The sequence below is a fragment of the Pseudomonas entomophila genome (genome assembly GCF_029478665.1).
In the GTDB taxonomy this organism is placed as follows: Bacteria; Pseudomonadota; Gammaproteobacteria; order Pseudomonadales; family Pseudomonadaceae; genus Aquipseudomonas; species Aquipseudomonas entomophila_F.
Window position 1 is genome coordinate 25,525 of sequence record NZ_JARPQB010000037.1, and the last position, 16,704, is coordinate 42,228.

16 protein-coding genes are annotated in these 16,704 nt (G+C 65.2%); 11 read left to right on the plus strand and 5 right to left on the minus strand.

Going from position 1 to position 16,704, the window contains the following annotated elements; all coding sequences use genetic code 11:
- Positions 1-138 precede the first annotated feature (138 nt).
- From P5705_RS18345 to P5705_RS18355, 3 genes are all read left to right on the plus strand, one after another.
- Positions 139-1,791, plus strand: coding sequence for a nitrite/sulfite reductase (locus P5705_RS18345; RefSeq protein WP_277462313.1), 1,653 nt, complete (start codon positions 139-141; stop codon positions 1,789-1,791).
- Positions 1,775-2,269, plus strand: a complete 495-nt coding sequence (locus P5705_RS18350; RefSeq protein ID WP_277462314.1) for a DUF934 domain-containing protein — start codon at positions 1,775-1,777, stop codon at positions 2,267-2,269. The genes P5705_RS18345 and P5705_RS18350 overlap by 17 nt, the downstream gene beginning before the upstream one ends.
- 133 nt (positions 2,270-2,402) lie before the next feature.
- Complete coding sequence (locus P5705_RS18355; RefSeq protein WP_277462315.1) at positions 2,403-3,971, plus strand: hypothetical protein; 1,569 nt, start codon at positions 2,403-2,405, stop codon at positions 3,969-3,971.
- Between the two features lie 113 nt (positions 3,972-4,084).
- On the opposite strand, the gene P5705_RS18360 is transcribed toward P5705_RS18355, so the two are convergent.
- Complete coding sequence (locus P5705_RS18360; RefSeq protein WP_431196961.1) at positions 4,085-4,990, minus strand: AraC family transcriptional regulator; 906 nt, start codon at positions 4,988-4,990, stop codon at positions 4,085-4,087.
- A 339-nt stretch (positions 4,991-5,329) separates the two neighbouring features.
- On the opposite strand from P5705_RS18360, the gene dkgB reads away from it, so the two are divergent.
- The 5 genes from dkgB to P5705_RS18385 all read left to right on the plus strand — a co-directional run bounded on the left by dkgB (position 5,330) and on the right by P5705_RS18385 (position 9,148).
- Positions 5,330-6,133, plus strand: a complete 804-nt coding sequence (dkgB, locus tag P5705_RS18365) for a 2,5-didehydrogluconate reductase DkgB (protein ID WP_277462317.1) — start codon at positions 5,330-5,332, stop codon at positions 6,131-6,133.
- Between the two features lie 63 nt (positions 6,134-6,196).
- Positions 6,197-7,378 (plus strand): MFS transporter, encoded by a 1,182-nt coding sequence (locus tag P5705_RS18370; protein WP_277462319.1) that lies wholly within the window; start codon positions 6,197-6,199, stop codon positions 7,376-7,378.
- 405 nt (positions 7,379-7,783) lie between these two features.
- The gene (locus tag P5705_RS18375; protein WP_277462320.1) at positions 7,784-8,248 is read left to right on the plus strand and encodes a DUF1348 family protein; all 465 of its coding nucleotides are present in this window, start codon (positions 7,784-7,786) and stop codon (positions 8,246-8,248) included.
- 215 nt (positions 8,249-8,463) lie between these two features.
- Complete coding sequence (locus P5705_RS18380) at positions 8,464-8,751, plus strand: hypothetical protein (protein WP_277462321.1); 288 nt, start codon at positions 8,464-8,466, stop codon at positions 8,749-8,751.
- Between the two features lie 76 nt (positions 8,752-8,827).
- On the plus strand, positions 8,828-9,148 hold the full coding sequence (locus tag P5705_RS18385) for a hypothetical protein (RefSeq protein WP_277462322.1): 321 nt from the start codon (positions 8,828-8,830) through the stop codon (positions 9,146-9,148).
- Positions 9,149-9,215: 67 nt separating this feature from the next.
- On the opposite strand, the gene P5705_RS18390 is transcribed toward P5705_RS18385, so the two are convergent.
- On the minus strand, positions 9,216-10,286 hold the full coding sequence (locus P5705_RS18390) for a sigma-54 interaction domain-containing protein (RefSeq protein WP_277462323.1): 1,071 nt from the start codon (positions 10,284-10,286) through the stop codon (positions 9,216-9,218).
- Between the two features lie 327 nt (positions 10,287-10,613).
- On the opposite strand from P5705_RS18390, the gene P5705_RS18395 reads away from it, so the two are divergent.
- The 3 genes from P5705_RS18395 to P5705_RS18405 are packed head-to-tail and all read left to right on the plus strand — an operon-like array spanning position 10,614 to position 14,085.
- On the plus strand, positions 10,614-11,681 hold the full coding sequence (locus tag P5705_RS18395) for a PhnD/SsuA/transferrin family substrate-binding protein (RefSeq protein WP_277462324.1): 1,068 nt from the start codon (positions 10,614-10,616) through the stop codon (positions 11,679-11,681).
- Positions 11,682-11,694: 13 nt separating this feature from the next.
- Complete coding sequence (locus tag P5705_RS18400; RefSeq protein ID WP_277462326.1) at positions 11,695-12,918, plus strand: lipase family protein; 1,224 nt, start codon at positions 11,695-11,697, stop codon at positions 12,916-12,918.
- A 15-nt stretch (positions 12,919-12,933) separates the two neighbouring features.
- A complete protein-coding gene (locus tag P5705_RS18405; protein ID WP_277462328.1) occupies positions 12,934-14,085 on the plus strand; it encodes an LLM class flavin-dependent oxidoreductase in 1,152 nt (383 codons plus the stop codon).
- A 112-nt stretch (positions 14,086-14,197) separates the two neighbouring features.
- On the opposite strand, the gene P5705_RS18410 is transcribed toward P5705_RS18405, so the two are convergent.
- From P5705_RS18410 to P5705_RS18420, 3 genes are all read right to left on the minus strand, one after another.
- Positions 14,198-14,584 (minus strand): GFA family protein, encoded by a 387-nt coding sequence (locus tag P5705_RS18410; RefSeq protein WP_277462337.1) that lies wholly within the window; start codon positions 14,582-14,584, stop codon positions 14,198-14,200.
- 79 nt (positions 14,585-14,663) lie between these two features.
- On the minus strand, positions 14,664-15,395 hold the full coding sequence (locus tag P5705_RS18415) for a class II aldolase/adducin family protein (RefSeq protein WP_277462338.1): 732 nt from the start codon (positions 15,393-15,395) through the stop codon (positions 14,664-14,666).
- Positions 15,396-15,410: 15 nt separating this feature from the next.
- On the minus strand, positions 15,411-16,457 hold the full coding sequence (locus tag P5705_RS18420) for an ABC transporter substrate-binding protein (protein ID WP_277462340.1): 1,047 nt from the start codon (positions 16,455-16,457) through the stop codon (positions 15,411-15,413).
- Between the last annotated feature and the right edge of the window lie 247 nt (positions 16,458-16,704).

Here is a 16,704-nt window from a genome sequence, read left to right on the forward strand (position 1 = left end):
CTTAGTCCAAATGGTTCTTTTCATATGCAAAAACATCACTTTAGCGCATAAACCCACTCTGCTATCGTTCCTCGGCTCCGACCCGGAGTGCGCGGCCGTGCGCGCGATTAGCTGCATGCAGCCTGAGACAGGACTTATATGTACGTATACGACGAGTACGATCAGCGGATCATCGAGGACCGCGTCAAGCAGTTCCGTGATCAGACCCGCCGCTACCTGGCCGGTGAGCTGAGCGAAGAAGAATTCCGCCCTCTGCGCCTGCAGAACGGCCTGTATATCCAACGTTTCGCGCCGATGCTGCGTGTCGCCGTGCCCTATGGCCAGCTGAACGCCCGCCAGACCCGCATGCTGGCGAAGATCGCCCGCGACTACGACAAGGGTTACGCGCACATCAGTACCCGCCAGAACGTGCAGTACAACTGGCCGGCGCTGGAAGACATCCCGGAAATCCTGGCTGAGCTGGCCACCGTGCAGATGCACGCGATCCAGACCAGCGGCAACTGCCTGCGCAACGTCACCACCGACCAGTTCGCCGGTGTCGCCGCCGACGAGCTGGTCGACCCGCGCCCCTGGTGCGAGATCGTGCGCCAGTGGACCACCTTCCACCCGGAATTCGCCTACCTGCCGCGCAAGTTCAAGATCGCCGTCAACGGTTCGAGCGACGACCGCGCCGCCATCGAAGTGCACGACATCGGCCTGGAGCCGGTGCGCAACGCAGCCGGTGAACTGGGCTTCCGCGTGCTGGTCGGCGGCGGCCTGGGCCGTACCCCGGTGATCGGTTCGTTCATCAATGAGTTCCTGCCCTGGCAGGACCTGCTCAGCTACCTGGACGCCATCCTGCGCGTGTACAACCGTTACGGCCGCCGTGACAACAAGTACAAGGCGCGGATCAAGATCCTGGTCAAGGCGCTCACCCCGGAAGTGTTCGCCGAGAAGGTCGAGGCCGAGATGGCCCACCTGCGCGGCGGCAGCACCACCTTGACCGAAGCGGAAGTCGAGCGCGTGGCGCGCCATTTCATCGACCCCGACTACCTGGCCCTGGACAACGTCGACTACAGCGCGCTGGACCAGGAACATCCAGGCTTCGCCCGCTGGCGTTCGCGCAACACCCGCGCCCACAAGAAGCCGGGCTACGTCGCCGTCACCCTGTCGCTCAAGCCCACCGGGGTCGCCCCGGGCGACCTGACCGACAAGCAGCTCGACGCCGTCGCGGACTTCGCCGAACGCTACAGCTTCGGTTTCCTGCGCACCTCCCACGAGCAGAACATCATCCTCGCCGACGTCGAGCAGCGCCAACTGCACGCCCTCTGGCTGGAGCTGCGCGAGCAAGGCTTCGCCACCCCGAACATCGGCCTGTTGACCGACATCATCTGCTGCCCGGGCGGTGACTTCTGCTCCCTGGCCAACGCCAAGTCGATCCCGATCGCCGAATCCATCCAGCGCCGCTTCGACGACCTGGACTACCTGTTCGACATCGGCGAGCTCGACCTGAACATCTCCGGCTGCATGAACGCCTGCGGCCACCACCACGTCGGCCACATCGGCATCCTTGGCGTGGACAAGAAGGGCGAAGAGTTCTACCAGGTCTCGCTGGGCGGTAATGCCGCCCGCGACGCGAGCCTGGGCAAGATCCTCGGCCCCTCCTTCGCCCAGGACGCCATGGCCGACGTGATCGAGAAACTGATCAGCGTGTACGTCGAGCAGCGCACCGAAGACGAGCGCTTCATCGACACCTACCAGCGGATCGGCATCGACCCCTTCAAGGAACGCGTCTATGCAGCGAATCATTAAGCACAACCAGATCGTCGACGAAACCTGGCACCTGCTGCCCAAGGACGTGTCGATCGACGAGCTGACCAATTGCGACGACTACATCGTGCCGCTGCAACTGTGGCGCGATCACCCGAGCCTGCTCAAGGCCCGCGACGGTGGCCTGGGCATCTGGCTGGACAGCGACGAGGAAGCCGAGGAAATCGGTGACGACGTCGAGCACTTCCAGGTCATCGCCCTGAACTTCCCGGCCTTCACCGACGGGCGCAACTACTCCAACGCGCGCCTGCTGCGTGAACGCTACAAGTTCAAGGGCGAACTGCGCGCCATTGGCGACGTGCTGCGCGACCAGCTGTTCTACATGGCCCGCTGCGGTTTCGACGCCTTCGCCATCCGTGCCGACAAGAATCCTGAGGACGCGCTGCAAAGCCTGAAGGACTTCTCGGTCACCTACCAGGGCGCCACCGACGAACCGCTGCCGCTGTTCCGTCGACGCTGACCCTCGCACTGGGGCTGCCACGCAGCCCCAGTCACTCGCGCTGCATCGCAAAAAATAGCTGATCTTCTGCTCAGGTTTGCTAATGGCACGCCGATATCAAGGCGTACTCATTAACTCCGCAAGGAAAGCGATGATGAGCCCGATCACCTCCGCACTGCGTTTCACCCCCGTGTATAGCGCCTCCCCTGCCCCGCAGAGCCTCGATGCCCGCCAGACCGCCGCGGCCGCCAGCAGCCCCGGCGCCCAGGTCATCCTTGGCCAGGACACGCGCATTCCCGACTCGCAAACCTATTCCTCCCGGGGCACACTGGGTAGCGCCCAGCCCCGCTACGTGTGGGAGCAGGACAGCATCGACAAACTGAGCATGCACATGCTCGGCAGCATCAAGGGCAACAATACCGCCGCGCGCTTCCAGGGCCTGGGCGCCGCCCTGATGGAACAACTGGTGGCCAATGGTGGCCAGCGCGTCTCACAATCGGCGCTGCAGGTCGGCGAGAACAGCGAAATCGCCCCCACCCTGCTGGCCCTGCAACAGTCCAGGCTGCGCGAGCACGCCAGCAACAGCATCACCCTCGACCTCACCACCGCCTCCGGCGCCACGGTGAAGCTCGGGCTGTACAACGGTGAACAAGGCCTGGCCGTGGAGGCCGACGTCCAGGGTGGCACCCTCAGCGCCGAAGAACTCAAGGGCCTGGCTACCCTGGCGAATGGTTTCCAGTCGGCCATCAACGGCCTGACCCAGGAAACGCCGAGCCTGCAACTGGGCGCCCTGCTCAAGCTCGACCAGACCCTGTTCACTGGCCTGCGGATGAACGCCAGCCTCGAGACCGCCAGCGGCGAGCTGCAGACGTTCGACCTGCGCATGGACGGCTCGACCCGCAACCTCAAGCTGCAAGGCCCGAGCGGCCAGATCCAGCTCGACCTGGACACCCAGGCTGGCGTGGTGCTGGGCAACCAGCAGCAGCGCCAGGCCGCGCTGAGCAATTACCTGAGCCAGTTCGACGCGGCCCAGGCCCGCGGCAAGGGCGACGCCCAGCTGATGACCCTGTTCAAGGACGCCTTCAGCCAGCTCAACAGCGTGGACGACAGCAACCCGCGCCCGGCGGGGCATGAGGATGCGATCAACCGGTACAGCCGCTCGTTGCTCAGCGGCCTGGCCGACTTCAATGCCTCGATCAGCCAGACCAGCCAGCGCCTGAATTCGCACCGCCCTGATGAGGAAGACCGTTTCAGTTACCAGGCGTCGCAGGCCACCACGACCAACGGCAGCGGCCTGACCCTCGACGTGAAGCAACGCCAGCAGGCCAAGCTCGACGCCGCCTGGCACACTCAGCTGTCATCGTCGGCCAAGCTCAACCTGGGCGTCGACCCGAACAACTACCGCTATCACCTGCTCAGTGAGCAAGCCAGCGCCAGCACCCATGTCGGCTTCGTCAACGGCGCCCTGAGCGAAGCCAGCGCCACCCAGGAAGCCAGCAGCACCCATCGGGTGATGACCTACCAGAACGGCGAACTCAAGTCCGATGTCAGCACACCACAATCGGTGCGCAAGTCCCGCGACCTGATGGACATGCTCAACCAGCTGCTCAAGCACGATGAGGAGGCCCGTCGCATCGGCGTCCAGTCGAACCTCGACCAGCAGCTGGCTGCGAACAGCCACCTGTGGTTGCTGCAGACCGATCCGTCGAAGATTGGCGACTGATCCACGTTCGCTCGCTTTTTGTAGGAGCGGCTTCAGCCGCGATGACCCGCGAAGCGGGTGCCAGGCACCGCGTTGCCTGCATCGCGGCTAAAGCCGCTCCTACAGGAACCGCGTCAGCGCAAAGGCACGTAGATATCCGTCTGCCACTGCTCGAGCGGTGTCTGCGGATAGATGCTCAGGTAGTGGAAAAACAGCGGGTGATCGCGCAGTTCCTCGCCACTCCCCGGCAACCAGTCGCGGTAGAGCGGGTAGATCGTCTCGCCAATATGATCGGGCGACCCCACATGCCGCACCACCGCGCAGCGCCCACCGGGCAGGCTCAGCGTGTGCACGCCTTCGTCGTTGGGCTGCAGCGCTTCGAACAACTCACCACAGATGGCGAAGCGAAAGTCCTCGGGCGCGGTGGTATCCGGGTTGTTGAAGGGAATACCGAAACTGCGGCTCGTGGCCACGGGCGATTGCCCGCTGCGCTTGCGCCATTCGATGAAACGGCCCACGGTCTCGCTGACCTGGCCAGGTGGGCCGCGATGCTCGAGCGCGGCCAGCCGAACTTCGGTGAAATCGACGATTCGTACCTGCATGGTGATGCTCCTGGAAAAATGAGGAATGTCGAACACCGTATTCCAGCGTTGCCAGTCGGGTTGGCGCCGGAACGTGCTGGGCGCCTGGCCGAAGGCGCGGCGGAAGGCCCGGCTGAACGCCTCGGGGCTTTCGAAGCCGGCGCCCATGGCCGCGTCGAGCACGCTGTAGTGCGCCTGGCACGCCAACCGGTGGGCGGCGCGGCGCAGGCGCATCAACTGCACGTAGCGAGCGACCGGCACCCCCACGTAGGCACTGAACTGCCGATGGAAGTGGAATGCCGAGAAATGCGCCACCGCGCTCAGGGCGTTGACCGACAGGTCGCCTTCGAGGTTGCCCTCGATATAGGCGAGCACCGCGTCGAAGCGCTTCTGGTACAGCGCATGGGTGGGCAGGTCGAGCACCGGGGCAGACTCCTGAAATACGGCAGGCCGTAGCATCATCGATACAGGCCTGATCATACCTAGCCGCGTTTGCTCAGGGCGCCATGAACATCATCAGACCAATTACCCGTAGGAGCCAGCCTTGCTGGCGAAGGCCACACCACGGTCCTGCGTCGGGCCGGTTCGCCAGCAAGGCTGGCTCCTACAGGTGAAACGCAGGGCCAATTGCCTACTTTTTATTCACAAACAGTTCAGCCATTGATGACTTTTAGTCAAAGGACCTTGACCCAGGGACGTCTTAATCAATCCCGCCGCAACCCGCAGACTGCACCCACTCGATCAGCTGGCGCAGCACCGCGCAAGGCTGATCCCCCACCGTCCACCAGGAGCAGCCCCATGAGCATTCCATCCTTCGGCCTCGGCACCTTCCGCCTCACCGGCCAGGCCGTCATCGACTCGGTCAAGTCCGCGCTTGAGCTGGGCTACCGCGTCATCGACACCGCGCAGATCTACCAGAACGAAGCCGACGTCGGCCAGGCCATCGCCGAAAGCGGCGTACCACGTGACGAACTGTTCATCACCACCAAGATCTGGGTCGAAAACTACGCCGCCGACAAGCTCGTGCCGAGCCTGCGCGAGAGCCTGGCCAAGCTGCGCACCGACCATGTCGACCTGCTGCTGATCCACTGGCCGGCACCGGGCAACGGCGTCGAACTCAGCGAGTACATGCAGGCCCTGGCCGAGGCCAAGGCGCTGGGCCTGACTCGCCGGATCGGCGTCTCCAACTTCAACATCGAACTGACCCGCCAGGCCATCGCCGTGGTCGGCCAGGGCGAGATCGCCACCAACCAGGTCGAGCTCAGCCCCTACCTGCAGAACAGCAAGCTGACCGCATTCCTCAAGGAACAAGGCATCACCACCACCTCCTACATGACCCTGGCCTACGGCAAGGTGCTGAAAGACCCGGTGCTGGCCGAGATCGCCGCCAAGCACAAGGCCACCGTCGCCCAGGTGGCGCTGGCCTGGGCACTGCAGCTGGGTTACGCGGTGATCCCCTCGTCGACCAAACGCGAGAACCTGGCCAGCAACCTGCTCGCCCGCAGCCTGCAGCTGGACGCCGACGACATGGCCCGCATCGCCACGCTTGAGCGCAACGGCCGTGAAGTCAGCCCGGATGGCCTGGCGCCGATCTGGGACTGACCTGAACACTCGAGCCGCCCCGCCAGGGCGGCTTCGCCTTCATCACGCAACACGGAGCTCCCGATGAGCACGCTTTCTCCCAAACGGGTCCTGTTTGCCCTGGCCATCGGCGCCTTCGGCATCGGCACCACCGAGTTCACCCCCATGGGCCTGCTGCCGGTCATCGCCGAGGGCGTCGACGCCAGCATCCCCAGCGCCGGCATGCTGATCACCGCCTACGCCATCGGCGTGATGGTCGGCGCGCCGATCATGACCCTGTTGTTCAGCCGCTTCGGCAAGCGCGCCGCGCTGATGATGCTGATGGGCATCTTCACCGTCGGCAACCTGCTGTCGGCCCTGGCGCCGGACTACTACACCCTGCTCGCCTCGCGGCTGATCACCAGCCTCAACCATGGTGCCTTCTTCGGCCTGGGCGCGGTGGTCGCCGCCAGTGTCGTGCCCAAGGACAAGCAGGCCAGTGCCGTGGCCACCATGTTCATGGGCCTGACCATCGCCAACATCGGCGGCGTGCCGGCGGCCACCTGGCTTGGCCAGCAGGTCGGCTGGCGCATGGCCTTCGCCGGCACCGCCGTGCTGGGCGTGCTGGCCATCGCCGCGCTGTGGTACGCCCTGCCCAAGGGCGAGCGTGGCAGCGTCCCTCATGTGCGCAAGGAGCTCGCCGTGATCGCCCGGCCCAACGTGCTGCTGGCCATGGCCACCACGGTACTGGGTGCCGGTGCGATGTTCACCCTGTACACCTACGTCGCCCCGGTGTTGGCGGACCTGACCGGCGCGTCCGACGCCTTCGTCACCCTCGGCCTGGTGCTGATCGGCGTGGGCTTCACCCTCGGCAACAGCCTGGGGGGCAAGCTGGCGGACTGGTCGCTGGATGGCGCCGCGCGGATTTTCCTCGGCGCCCTGGCAGTCATCATGTTGCTGATGCCGCTGGTGCTCGGCAGCCATGTCGGCGCGGCCATCGCGCTGCTGGTGTGGGGCATGTTCACCTTCGCCGTGGTGCCGCCACTGCAGATGCGGGTGATGATCGCCGCCGCCGAAGCGCCGGGCCTGGCGTCCTCGATCAACGTCGGTGCGTTCAACCTGGGTAACGCGGTGGGCGCCGCGCTGGGTGGCGCGGTGATCAGCCTGGACCTGGGCTATGCCGCGGTCCCCATGGCCGGTGGCTTGCTGGCGGCCGGTGGGTTGCTGCTGGTGTGGCTGGGCGGGCGGGCCAAGGTGGCGGGTAGTGCCGTCGGTGATGCTGTGTAGTCACGCGAAGCCGCTGTTCTTTCGAGGTGTTCGCCAAGCGCGTTGCAGTGCCTGGGAGATCGAGCGCCGCCCTGCGGCGCATCGCGGATGAATCCGCTCCTACAGGTGTGTTTCGGGCCAGTTTTGCCTGGCGGTTTCAGGCAGGCATATCGCCTGAAACCGATGTAGGAGCGGATTCATCCGCGATGCGCCGCGCGGACGGCGCTCGTTCTTGAGAGCGCTGTAACGCTATCGCCTGGCACCTGCCCGCCAACACGCGATCACCCGCCCCACCTCTGCTCCCCACCTACTATTCCACCAAGCACAATTATGAAGTGCCGAGACCACCGATTCTCGGCAAGGCGTAGCGGGCGTAGCCTCCTTCCCTGCCAGGCCACTCAAGGCCTCAACCAGAGGAGCAGCACCATGTCCCGCCCGCCACTGCCACCTTTCACCCGTGAAACCGCCATCGAAAAAGTCCGCCTCGCCGAAGACGGCTGGAACAGCCGCGATGCCGCCAAGGTCGCTCTGGCCTATACCGCCGACACCCACTGGCGCAACCGCGCCGAGTTCTGCCACAGCCGCGAAGAAGCCCAGGCCTTCCTCACCCGCAAATGGAACCGCGAGCTGGAGTACCGCCTGATCAAGGAACTCTGGGCCTTCACCGACAACCGCATTGCCGTGCGCTACGCCTATGAGTACCGCGACGACAGCGGCCAGTGGTACCGCGCCTACGGTAACGAGAACTGGGAATTCGCCGAAGACGGGCTGATGCGCAACCGCCATGCCAGCATCAACGAACAACCCATCAGTGAGGCCGAGCGCAAGTTCCACTGGCCGCTGGGACGGCGGCCGGACGATCATCCCGGGTTGAGTGAATTCGGCTTCTGAAACTGGGTAATGGGGCTGCCTGGCAGCCCCGTTCAGCGTACAGGAGAGGGACTACGCAAAACCGGGAAAAGCGGAACATGAGGCTGTACCAGACTCAGCCGCAATCCACGTCAGGAACAACACCCATGCCCCCTCTTGATGTCATCCACCCCTGTCAGCGCTATGATGCCTCCCATGTACGCAACAGCCCCCCTGTTGCCCGGAGGTATTCCTTCATGGTCGCAAAAGCAAGAAAGCTCTCCGAGCAAGCCCTCGACGCCCTGGAACGGCAAGTGCCGCGCCACGCCAGCGAGGCCACCCACTCCGCCTATCTACGTGCGCTGCAGGCCAACCAGCAAGGTGTGCTGTGCATCGACGAAGGCGAGCTGATGCGCGTCGCCGCCGACGGCGCCAGGACCGTGCTCGACAAGGCCCGGCCACGGCGCAAGGTCAAGGTCGGCGAGGTGATCACCGTGCGCAAGGTCGATCGGTTCAGCGTTACCTGGCAGATCATGAGTCCATAGCAGCTTGCCACCAAGAGCCAATTGCCATTACCGTACGAGGCGCTACTCGCAACCAATTGAAAGGGATGTTTCACTGATGGCCTGGACAGTAGACGTAAACTCAAATGGCGCTGAATACCAGTACAGTTCTGAAGATCTAACCTTTTTCACCGACGCCCCTCGACTAGTCGACATCAAGTTCGACAAAGAACCTAGCGGCGGCTACAAAGAACCTGATGACGATGTGGCTAATGCAACCTTCCTAGCGGACTCTGAGCACGGCTTATTTAAATGGGTTGTAACTGCAAGGCGCTCCGGATTTAGCACTTCTGTTGAAATCGAAGAGGTTCTCGAGATCGAAGTACCAGAAGCGGCCGAAATCATCCACGGTCCCTCATTCTATATCGAGCAAGACTAAAATACTCGCCGCACTCTATGGACTGGAGTGCGGCCCGCCAACCGCAATGGCTGTATCGTCCGCCTGATCAGTTCAACCTCTCCTTTCCCAGCTCGCCTATTTTCTCCAACCGCGCCCGCACGATATTCCGGCTGATATTCAGCAACCTACCCGTCTGCAACTGATTCCCGTGGCAGTACCGATACGCCGAGCGAAACACCGTTTCCTCGATATGCTCGTACAGGTCCGGCAGGTTCTGTTCGAACAGCGCCAGCAACGCACTCTCAAGGTTGACCGGCACTGCACCGGCAGCCACGGGCAACGCCGCCACTTCCCCGTGCGCCACTGCCAGTGGGCGCATATCCACCAGGTGCAGGTCGGCCGGCGCCACCTGCTGCTGGCGGCACACCAGCAAGGCATGGTGGATGGCGTTCTCCAACTCGCGGATGTTCCCCGGCCAGCTGTGCGCCAGCAACTTGCGTTCGGCCTCAGGGCTCAGGGTCGCACGCTCGTAGCCCAGGCGCCGGCAATGCTCCTCGATGAAGAATTCGGCCAGCGGCAGGATGTCGCCTGGCCGCTCACGCAGCGGCGGCAGGCGAATGGTGGCCACGTGCAGCCGGTAGAACAGGTCCTCGCGAAAGTGCCCCGCCACCACGGCATCGGCGAGGTTGACGTTGGTGGCCGCCACCAGCCGCACATTGATCGGGATCGGTGTGCGCGAGCCGAGGCGCACCACCTCGCGCTCCTGTAGCACACGCAGCAATTTCACCTGCATGTTCAACGGCAAGTCGCCGATCTCGTCGAGGAACAGCGTCCCGCCGTTGGCCGCCTCGAACCAGCCGGCCTTGTTCGAGGTGGCCCCGGTGAAGGCCCCCTTCTCGTGGCCGAACAGCTCGCTCTCCACCAGGGTTTCGGCAAAGGCACCGCAGTTCACCGCCACGAAAGGTTCGCGATGACGCCGGCTGAGGGTATGGATGTGGCGGGCGACCAGCTCCTTGCCGGTGCCGGTCTCCCCGATGATCAGGGTGTTGGCTTCGCTGGGTGCCAGGCGCTCGATACGGCTGAGCAACTCCTGGGAGCGTGGGTCCTTGAACACGAGCACGGTGGCGCGCACGGATTTGGTCAGCTCGCGGGCGTGGGGATGGGTGATCAGCGACATGGGGGCATTCCTGGCAAGTGTGCGCGCCCCCATAGTGCATGAAACAATTTAGACCGAAAAATTATTAATAAATATTTATATATTCGATTTGAGAATATCTGAAAGACAGCAGCCCGATTGCTGCTGGAGCAACACCCAGTCAACACCGTCTTGCGTGGGCATCAGCACAGCAAGCGCGCTGAGCATGGCTGGCAATGTTGACCGCAGGCCCCGTCACACAAGGCCTACAGCGCTCTCCAAGATACCCTGGCATGCATTTCGCTCCTGCCTGGCAAACGCCTGGGCCGCTCAAACGCGCGGCCCGCACACTGTCAGGAGCGGAACATCATGAAGACTATCTGGCGCCACAGCCTGGCCCTGCTCGGGTTGCTACTGAGCCTCGCGTCCTGGGCCAGTGAGCCTCCCGGATCCGTACGCATTGCCATCGTCGCCTTCACCCAGGGCGGCGCGCCAGTCTTCGGCGGCATCCCAGGGCGGGTGATCGAGGACGGCTGGCTTGCCCAGCAACTCCAGCAACGCGGTATCCAGCTCGACTGGGTGGCCCTGCCCCACGCCGGCGCCGGCCCGCAGATCAACGAAGGCTTCAGCAACGACAGCCTGGACTTCGCGGTGCGCGGCGACCTGCCATCGGTGATCGCCGGGGCCGGCAATGTCCCCGGCAAACTGGTCGTGCCAGGCGGCAGCGGCAACAACGTGTACCTGGTGGTGCCGGCCAACTCCACGGCCCGCAGCATCCAGGACCTCAAGGGCCAGCGCCTGGCCCTGCATCGGGGGCGGCCGTGGGAGTTCGCCTTCAGCAACTTCCTGCAAAGCCAGGGGCTGCAGTTGACCGACTTCAAGATCGCCAACCTCAACCCGCAGGTCGGCGCGGCCGCCGTGTCGGCGGGCAAGGTGGATGCCGCCGTGCTGCTCAGCGAGGCCTATGCCCTCGAGGACAAGGGCGTGGCCCGCATCCTCTGGTCGACCAAGCAGGGCGCCAACGACTGGCGACTGGTCTCCGACCTGTGGGGCACCGACCGCTTCATCGAACAACACGCCGACATCACCCAACTGGTGGCCACGGCCTGGGTCAAGGCGGCGTGGTGGATTTCCCAGGAGCAGAACCGCGACGGCTACTACGCCCTGTCCTCCCGCGCCGGTGTCGCCGAGAGCGTGCTGCGCCGTGACGACCAGGACGACCCGGTGGCCTGGAAGGAACGCTGGGCGCCAAAGAGCGACGCCCAACTCAAGGCCCACTACCAGGCGCTGGCCCGCTATGCCCTGGACAACCGCCTGATCCGCACGCCCTACGCCATCGACGGCGACCTGGCCACCGGCTTCACCCGCCAGGCGCTGCAGGACCTGCAACTGACCCATTACTGGCCGTCGCTCGACGCCCAGCTCAGCCAACACTGACAGAGAACCCGCCATGAAGCTGCCTGCCTCACTCACGCTGGGCCTGACCGCCCTGGCGCTGTCCATCGGTGCCGTCGCCGCCGACACCTTCGCCCCCAAGCCCGACCCGCAACAGGGCGATGGCCGGGTCTCGGCGTTCTACACCTGGAGCAAGGCCATCCCGGCCACGCCCGGCAAGCTGCTGCGCAGCGAGCCGCTGGACCAGGCCCTGAGCCTGCCCAACGCCGCCAGCGCCCAGCGCATCCTCTACACCTCGCTGGACGGCATCGATGGCAAGACGCCGATCGTGGTCTCCGGCGCGCTGTTCATCCCCAAGGGCAAGGCGCCCGCCGGTGGCTGGCCGCTGGCGAGCTGGGGTCACGGCACGGTGGGCGTCGCCGATATCTGCGCCCCGTCCTGGGCCGGGCGCTCATACCGTGATGTGCAGTACCTCGACCGTTGGCTCGACGAGGGCTACGCGATCGTCGCCAGCGACTACCAGGGCCTCGGCGTGCCGGGTGGCCACCCGCTGCTGAACAACCGCATGGCGGCCTACGGCATCCTCGACGCGGCGCGGGCAGTGGTCGCCAGCGTGCCGGGGCTGGCCAACAAGGTGCTGATCGTCGGCCAGTCACAAGGCGGGGCCGGGGCGTTCGCGGCAGGCGCCTATGCGGCCACCTATGCACCGGACCTCGGCGTCAAGGGCAGTATCGGCACCGGGGTGATCTACACCCTCGGCGCGAAAAACGTCGGCGAGCAGGACCCGGACAAGGTCGACCCGTCGCTGGCCTACGGCTTCTACACCTTGCTGGCAGCGCAGCAGTACGACCCAAGCATCGACCCGCGCGACTTCTACACCGCCAAGGCCCTGCCGCTGTTCGAGCAGGCGCGCAGCAACTGCCTGTCTTCGTTGGTCAGCGACGTGGTCGGCAGCGGCCTGACCCCGGCCAATGCCAGGAAGGACTACCAGGGCAACCAGCTTGAAGCCTGGCAGGCCCAGGTGTCGTACCCGACCCTCAAGCTCGCGCAGCCGATCTTCATCGGCACCGGCGCCGAGGACAAGACCCCCGCCGCCAGCACCCAGGTGGCCCTGATGCAGGACGCCTGCAAGGCCGGTTCCGTGGTCCAGGGGCACTTGTACAAAGGCCTGGGCCACAGCGAGACGGTCAATGCCTCGCTGCAGGATTCCATCCCTTTCGCTCGCCAGGTCATCAGCGGCCAACCCGTCACCCCCAACTGCAACCCCAGCGTCCAGTAAGCCAGGAGCACCACCATGAGCCTCGAATTCTTCACCCGCCTGCCGCTGCACGGCGAAACCCAGTTCCTCCCGGGCGACCCGCGCAACCGCGGCGACTGGCACGCCGGCGGCCCCAGCACCGGCGCGGTTTCCGGCTTCGCCGTGGGCGATCACTTCAGCTATATCGACTACCTCGGCCAGGTGGCCAGGGCCGCCGAGATCAACGGCTTCGGCGGCGCCTTGATGGTCAACGCGCCCTCCGGCGAAGAGCCGTGGACGGTATGCTCGCTGCTGGCCCGCGAGACCCGCACGCTGAAGTTCGTCACCGCCTTCCAGCCCTATCACTACACGCCCTGGGTCGCGGTGCAGCAGGCCGCCACCTACCAGCGCGCCACCGGCAACCGCCTGGTGTGGAACATCATCAATGGTGGATCCGACGCCATCCAGCGCCAGGTCGGCGACTTCGAGGGGCACGATGAGCGCTATGCCCGCGCCACCGAGTTCATGGATGTGGTGCGTGGTTACTGGCACAGCGACAACTTCCACTACCAAGGCCGCTACTACCGTGCCGAGGGCGGCGGCCTGCGCGGGCCGCTGAAGAAGGCCGAACTGCCGCTGATCTGCACTGCCGGCTCCTCGCAGGCGGCCCGCGAATTCGCCGCCAAGCACGCCGACTTCTACCTGATGCGCGCCGAGCATCCTGACGAAATCGCCGCGCTGATCGCCGATATCCGTGCGCGGGCCTTGAAACATGGGCGCACCGACATCCGTTTCGGGCTGTCCATTGACGTCATCACCCGCGACACCGAGGAGGCTGCCCTGGCCGAAGCCAAGCGTTTCTTCGACGAAGGCGTGGCCAAGGGCACGGTCAAGGCCCGTGCCGCCCACGCCGGGCTGCGGACAGCGCGCAAGCTGAGCTATGAGCACGAATACGCCGACCAGGGCGAGGCGCCCGCCTTCGACGACTTCTTCATCCACCCCAACGTCTGGACCGGCTTTGGCTACATCGGCATCCCGCCGGGCTGCGCGCTGGTTGGCAGCCACGAAAACGTGGTGGCGCGAATCCGTGAGTACCACGCCATCGGCATCGACCTGTTCTTCCTCGCCGGCTACCCGCACCTGGAAGAGGCCTACCGCCTCGGCGAGCACATCCTTCCGCACTTTCGCGGCGAACGCGCCACCCTCTGACTTTGCCCAACCTCTGTAGGAGCGGCTTCAGCCGCGATCACCCGCGAAGCGGGTGCCGGGCAATGCGTTGCCTGCATCGCGGCTAAAGCCGCTCCTACAGAGGGTGCAGGGATCACATGAGCGAATTGATTTTCCACCAGCGCGGGCGAGACGAAACGAAAGAGTGGTAGGCAGGCCGCAGCGCCTTCTCGCCCTTGGCGTCGAAGCACCCCAGCAGCAACCCGACCGTCGGCGCATCGTCGATCGCGCCCAGGCTGCTGCCGCAGGTCGCGCAGAATGCGCGGCTGGACTGCGCTGAAGCCCGGTACAGGGCCGGCAAGCCCCCCTCGCCGACCCACTCGACAGCCGCCTTGTCGAACTCCACCCAGCACAGCGTCAGGCCGCCCGAATGGCGTTGGCACATGCCGCAGGAGCAGGTGTGGGGAAACCGTGGTTCGCCCTGGGCGATGAAGCGGATGCGGCCGCACAGGCAGCCGCCTTTGTAACGGATGGTTTTCATCAGGCAATTCCTTGGCTACCGCCGCCTCGTACAGCGCACGGAAAATGTACCTCGCGCCGCGGAAATTGCCAGTGACGAATCAGTTGCGGCGGTCGATACCGGGCACCAACCCCAGCTCGGTGGCGCGTTCGTACAGGCCGCTCATCTTCCATTGCTGAGTGAGTACACCGGGCCCATAGGGTCGCGAGCCACCGAGTGCATCGGCGAGCAACTGGATCTGCGCGCCCTCCTCCAGCAGCAGGATGAATTCGGCAGTGGCGCGCAGGCCCTGTTTGCCCCACACGGTAGCGCCGCCGTTGGCCTCGAGAATGGCCAGGTTGAAGGGGTTGGCGGCGATCTGCTCAAGGATGAAATCCACCTCGGCCTGGCGCCGGTCGATGTACACAGGCAACTCGCGGGCCAGCTGGTAGCGCTGCACCGGCACATAGTGGAATGGCAACGTGCGATGGGTCTGCGCCCAAGCGCCGAGGTAAGGTGTATGCACGTGGGACACAGTGGTGATGTCGGCATGGCTTTGGAACAGTCTGGTGTAACGCCCCAGGCCCCCCTTGCCCTTGCCGAGGATGACATTGCCGGCGAAGTCGCTGACCGTCGCTTCCAGCGGCTTGCGGTAGTGCCACGGGCCAGCGTAGCTCACCGCCACCAACAGTTCCTGCCCCGGCACCCGCTCGATGAAGCCGACGGTGCCATTGGCGGTGATGGTGTTGGTTTCGCGAAACACCGAGAACGCAGCTTCGGCCTCGGCCAGTACCTGGTCGATGAAGGCTTGCAGTTCGGCGGTGAGGGGGCGTTCGTTGATCAGTACGGTCATGGTCGATCTCCGGAGTCAGGCGCGGCGCTGGGCCAACAGGTCATGGGCGGCTTGCAGGGGGCGGTGGTCGACCCAGTCGGCGAGGTCGAAGTCGCGCGCCAGGAAGCCATGCAGGTTGAGGAAGGTCTTCTGGGTATCGAGGAAGGCCAGGCGCTGGGCCGACAGGTCTGGCGCCAGGGTGGCGTGGAAGCCGCCGCGGTAGGCCTCGGCCACGCCCTGGCTGCCGGCGTGGGTCTCTTCCTCGAGGATGGCGTTTAGCGCCTCGCGGTTGCCGGCTGCCCAATCGGCGGCGCGCAGGGTCTGGGCGAGGAAACGCGCCACCAGGTCGAAGTGCTCGTCGAGCAGCGACTGGTGGACGGTGATCGGCCGTGGCGTGCCATTGTTGATGCGGTGCCGTGGGTCGGGCAGCGCATCGAGGTCGATACCCACCACCAGGCCCAGGCGGCGGGCGGCGTCGGCTGCGGCGGCGCCTTTGACATACACCGCGTCGACCTCGCCGCGCACCAGGTAGTCCAGGCCCGACCACAGGCGTTGCAGGCCCAACTGCGGGGTGCTGGCACCCTGCTGGTCGAGCAGCGCCACCTCCACCAGATGCACGTCATCGAAGGTCAGCCCCACCGAGGCCAGCGCGCCTTTGTAGCCGTGCAGGCTCATGGCCCGGGCGATGCTGCCGGGGCGATCGTCCCCCCAGGCCGGCAGCGCCAGGCGCTTGCCGCGCAGGTCTTCGGGGCGGCGGATATTGCTGTCAGGGCGGACCAGCAGGGTCTGCCACTCCTCAATCCAGGTCAGGCCGACCAGCCTTGACGGCGCCCCGGCGGCGCGGGCGGCCAGGGCCGGCAGGTTGCCGCCTTCGCGGAACAGGCCGGGGAGCAGGTGATCGTAGTGATGATGGCCGAGCTGACGGGCCTCCTGCAGGGTGTCGATGGGCAGCCCGTCACGGGCAAACTCCTTCTGCAACCAGCCGAGCTTGTAGGCGATGCCGGAGGCGGTCGGTACCGGGCAGCGGGTGAACCAGAGGCGGTCCAGTGTTTCAGGTTTGGGGGCGGTTCGGGCGAGGGTCATGGAGAGCTCCTTGGGCGTCGTGCAGGGCGTGTTGCAGCGGTCGTGCCAAGGGCTGGAAGGCCCGGAACATGCAGACTGTGCGCGAGCAACCCAGGCCAGGCTGCTGGCCTGGGAGCAGGCATGCGGGGCGGGTGTTGCCAGATCAGCAAGCGGTGTGGCCGAGGGTGTTGCTGGCGCAGCACTGGACCTTTGGAATCTCGCCGCAGGCCAGCTGTTGCGAGGGCTCCACTGGGGTGGCAAAGAAGTT

Coding starts and splice junctions, on each gene's coding strand:
- P5705_RS18420 (WP_277462340.1), bottom strand. CDS start 16,457: ATGACCCTCGCCCGAACCGCCCCCAAACCTGAAACACTGGACCGCCTC.
- P5705_RS18345 (WP_277462313.1), top strand. CDS start 139: ATGTACGTATACGACGAGTACGATCAGCGGATCATCGAGGACCGCGTC.
- P5705_RS18370 (WP_277462319.1), top strand. CDS start 6,197: ATGAGCACGCTTTCTCCCAAACGGGTCCTGTTTGCCCTGGCCATCGGC.
- P5705_RS18395 (WP_277462324.1), top strand. CDS start 10,614: ATGAAGACTATCTGGCGCCACAGCCTGGCCCTGCTCGGGTTGCTACTG.
- P5705_RS18415 (WP_277462338.1), bottom strand. CDS start 15,395: ATGACCGTACTGATCAACGAACGCCCCCTCACCGCCGAACTGCAAGCC.
- P5705_RS18350 (WP_277462314.1), top strand. CDS start 1,775: ATGCAGCGAATCATTAAGCACAACCAGATCGTCGACGAAACCTGGCAC.
- P5705_RS18380 (WP_277462321.1), top strand. CDS start 8,464: ATGGTCGCAAAAGCAAGAAAGCTCTCCGAGCAAGCCCTCGACGCCCTG.
- dkgB (WP_277462317.1), top strand. CDS start 5,330: ATGAGCATTCCATCCTTCGGCCTCGGCACCTTCCGCCTCACCGGCCAG.
- P5705_RS18360 (WP_431196961.1), bottom strand. CDS start 4,990: ATGCTACGGCCTGCCGTATTTCAGGAGTCTGCCCCGGTGCTCGACCTG.
- P5705_RS18355 (WP_277462315.1), top strand. CDS start 2,403: ATGAGCCCGATCACCTCCGCACTGCGTTTCACCCCCGTGTATAGCGCC.
- P5705_RS18400 (WP_277462326.1), top strand. CDS start 11,695: ATGAAGCTGCCTGCCTCACTCACGCTGGGCCTGACCGCCCTGGCGCTG.
- P5705_RS18375 (WP_277462320.1), top strand. CDS start 7,784: ATGTCCCGCCCGCCACTGCCACCTTTCACCCGTGAAACCGCCATCGAA.
- P5705_RS18385 (WP_277462322.1), top strand. CDS start 8,828: ATGGCCTGGACAGTAGACGTAAACTCAAATGGCGCTGAATACCAGTAC.
- P5705_RS18410 (WP_277462337.1), bottom strand. CDS start 14,584: ATGAAAACCATCCGTTACAAAGGCGGCTGCCTGTGCGGCCGCATCCGC.
- P5705_RS18405 (WP_277462328.1), top strand. CDS start 12,934: ATGAGCCTCGAATTCTTCACCCGCCTGCCGCTGCACGGCGAAACCCAG.
- P5705_RS18390 (WP_277462323.1), bottom strand. CDS start 10,286: ATGTCGCTGATCACCCATCCCCACGCCCGCGAGCTGACCAAATCCGTG.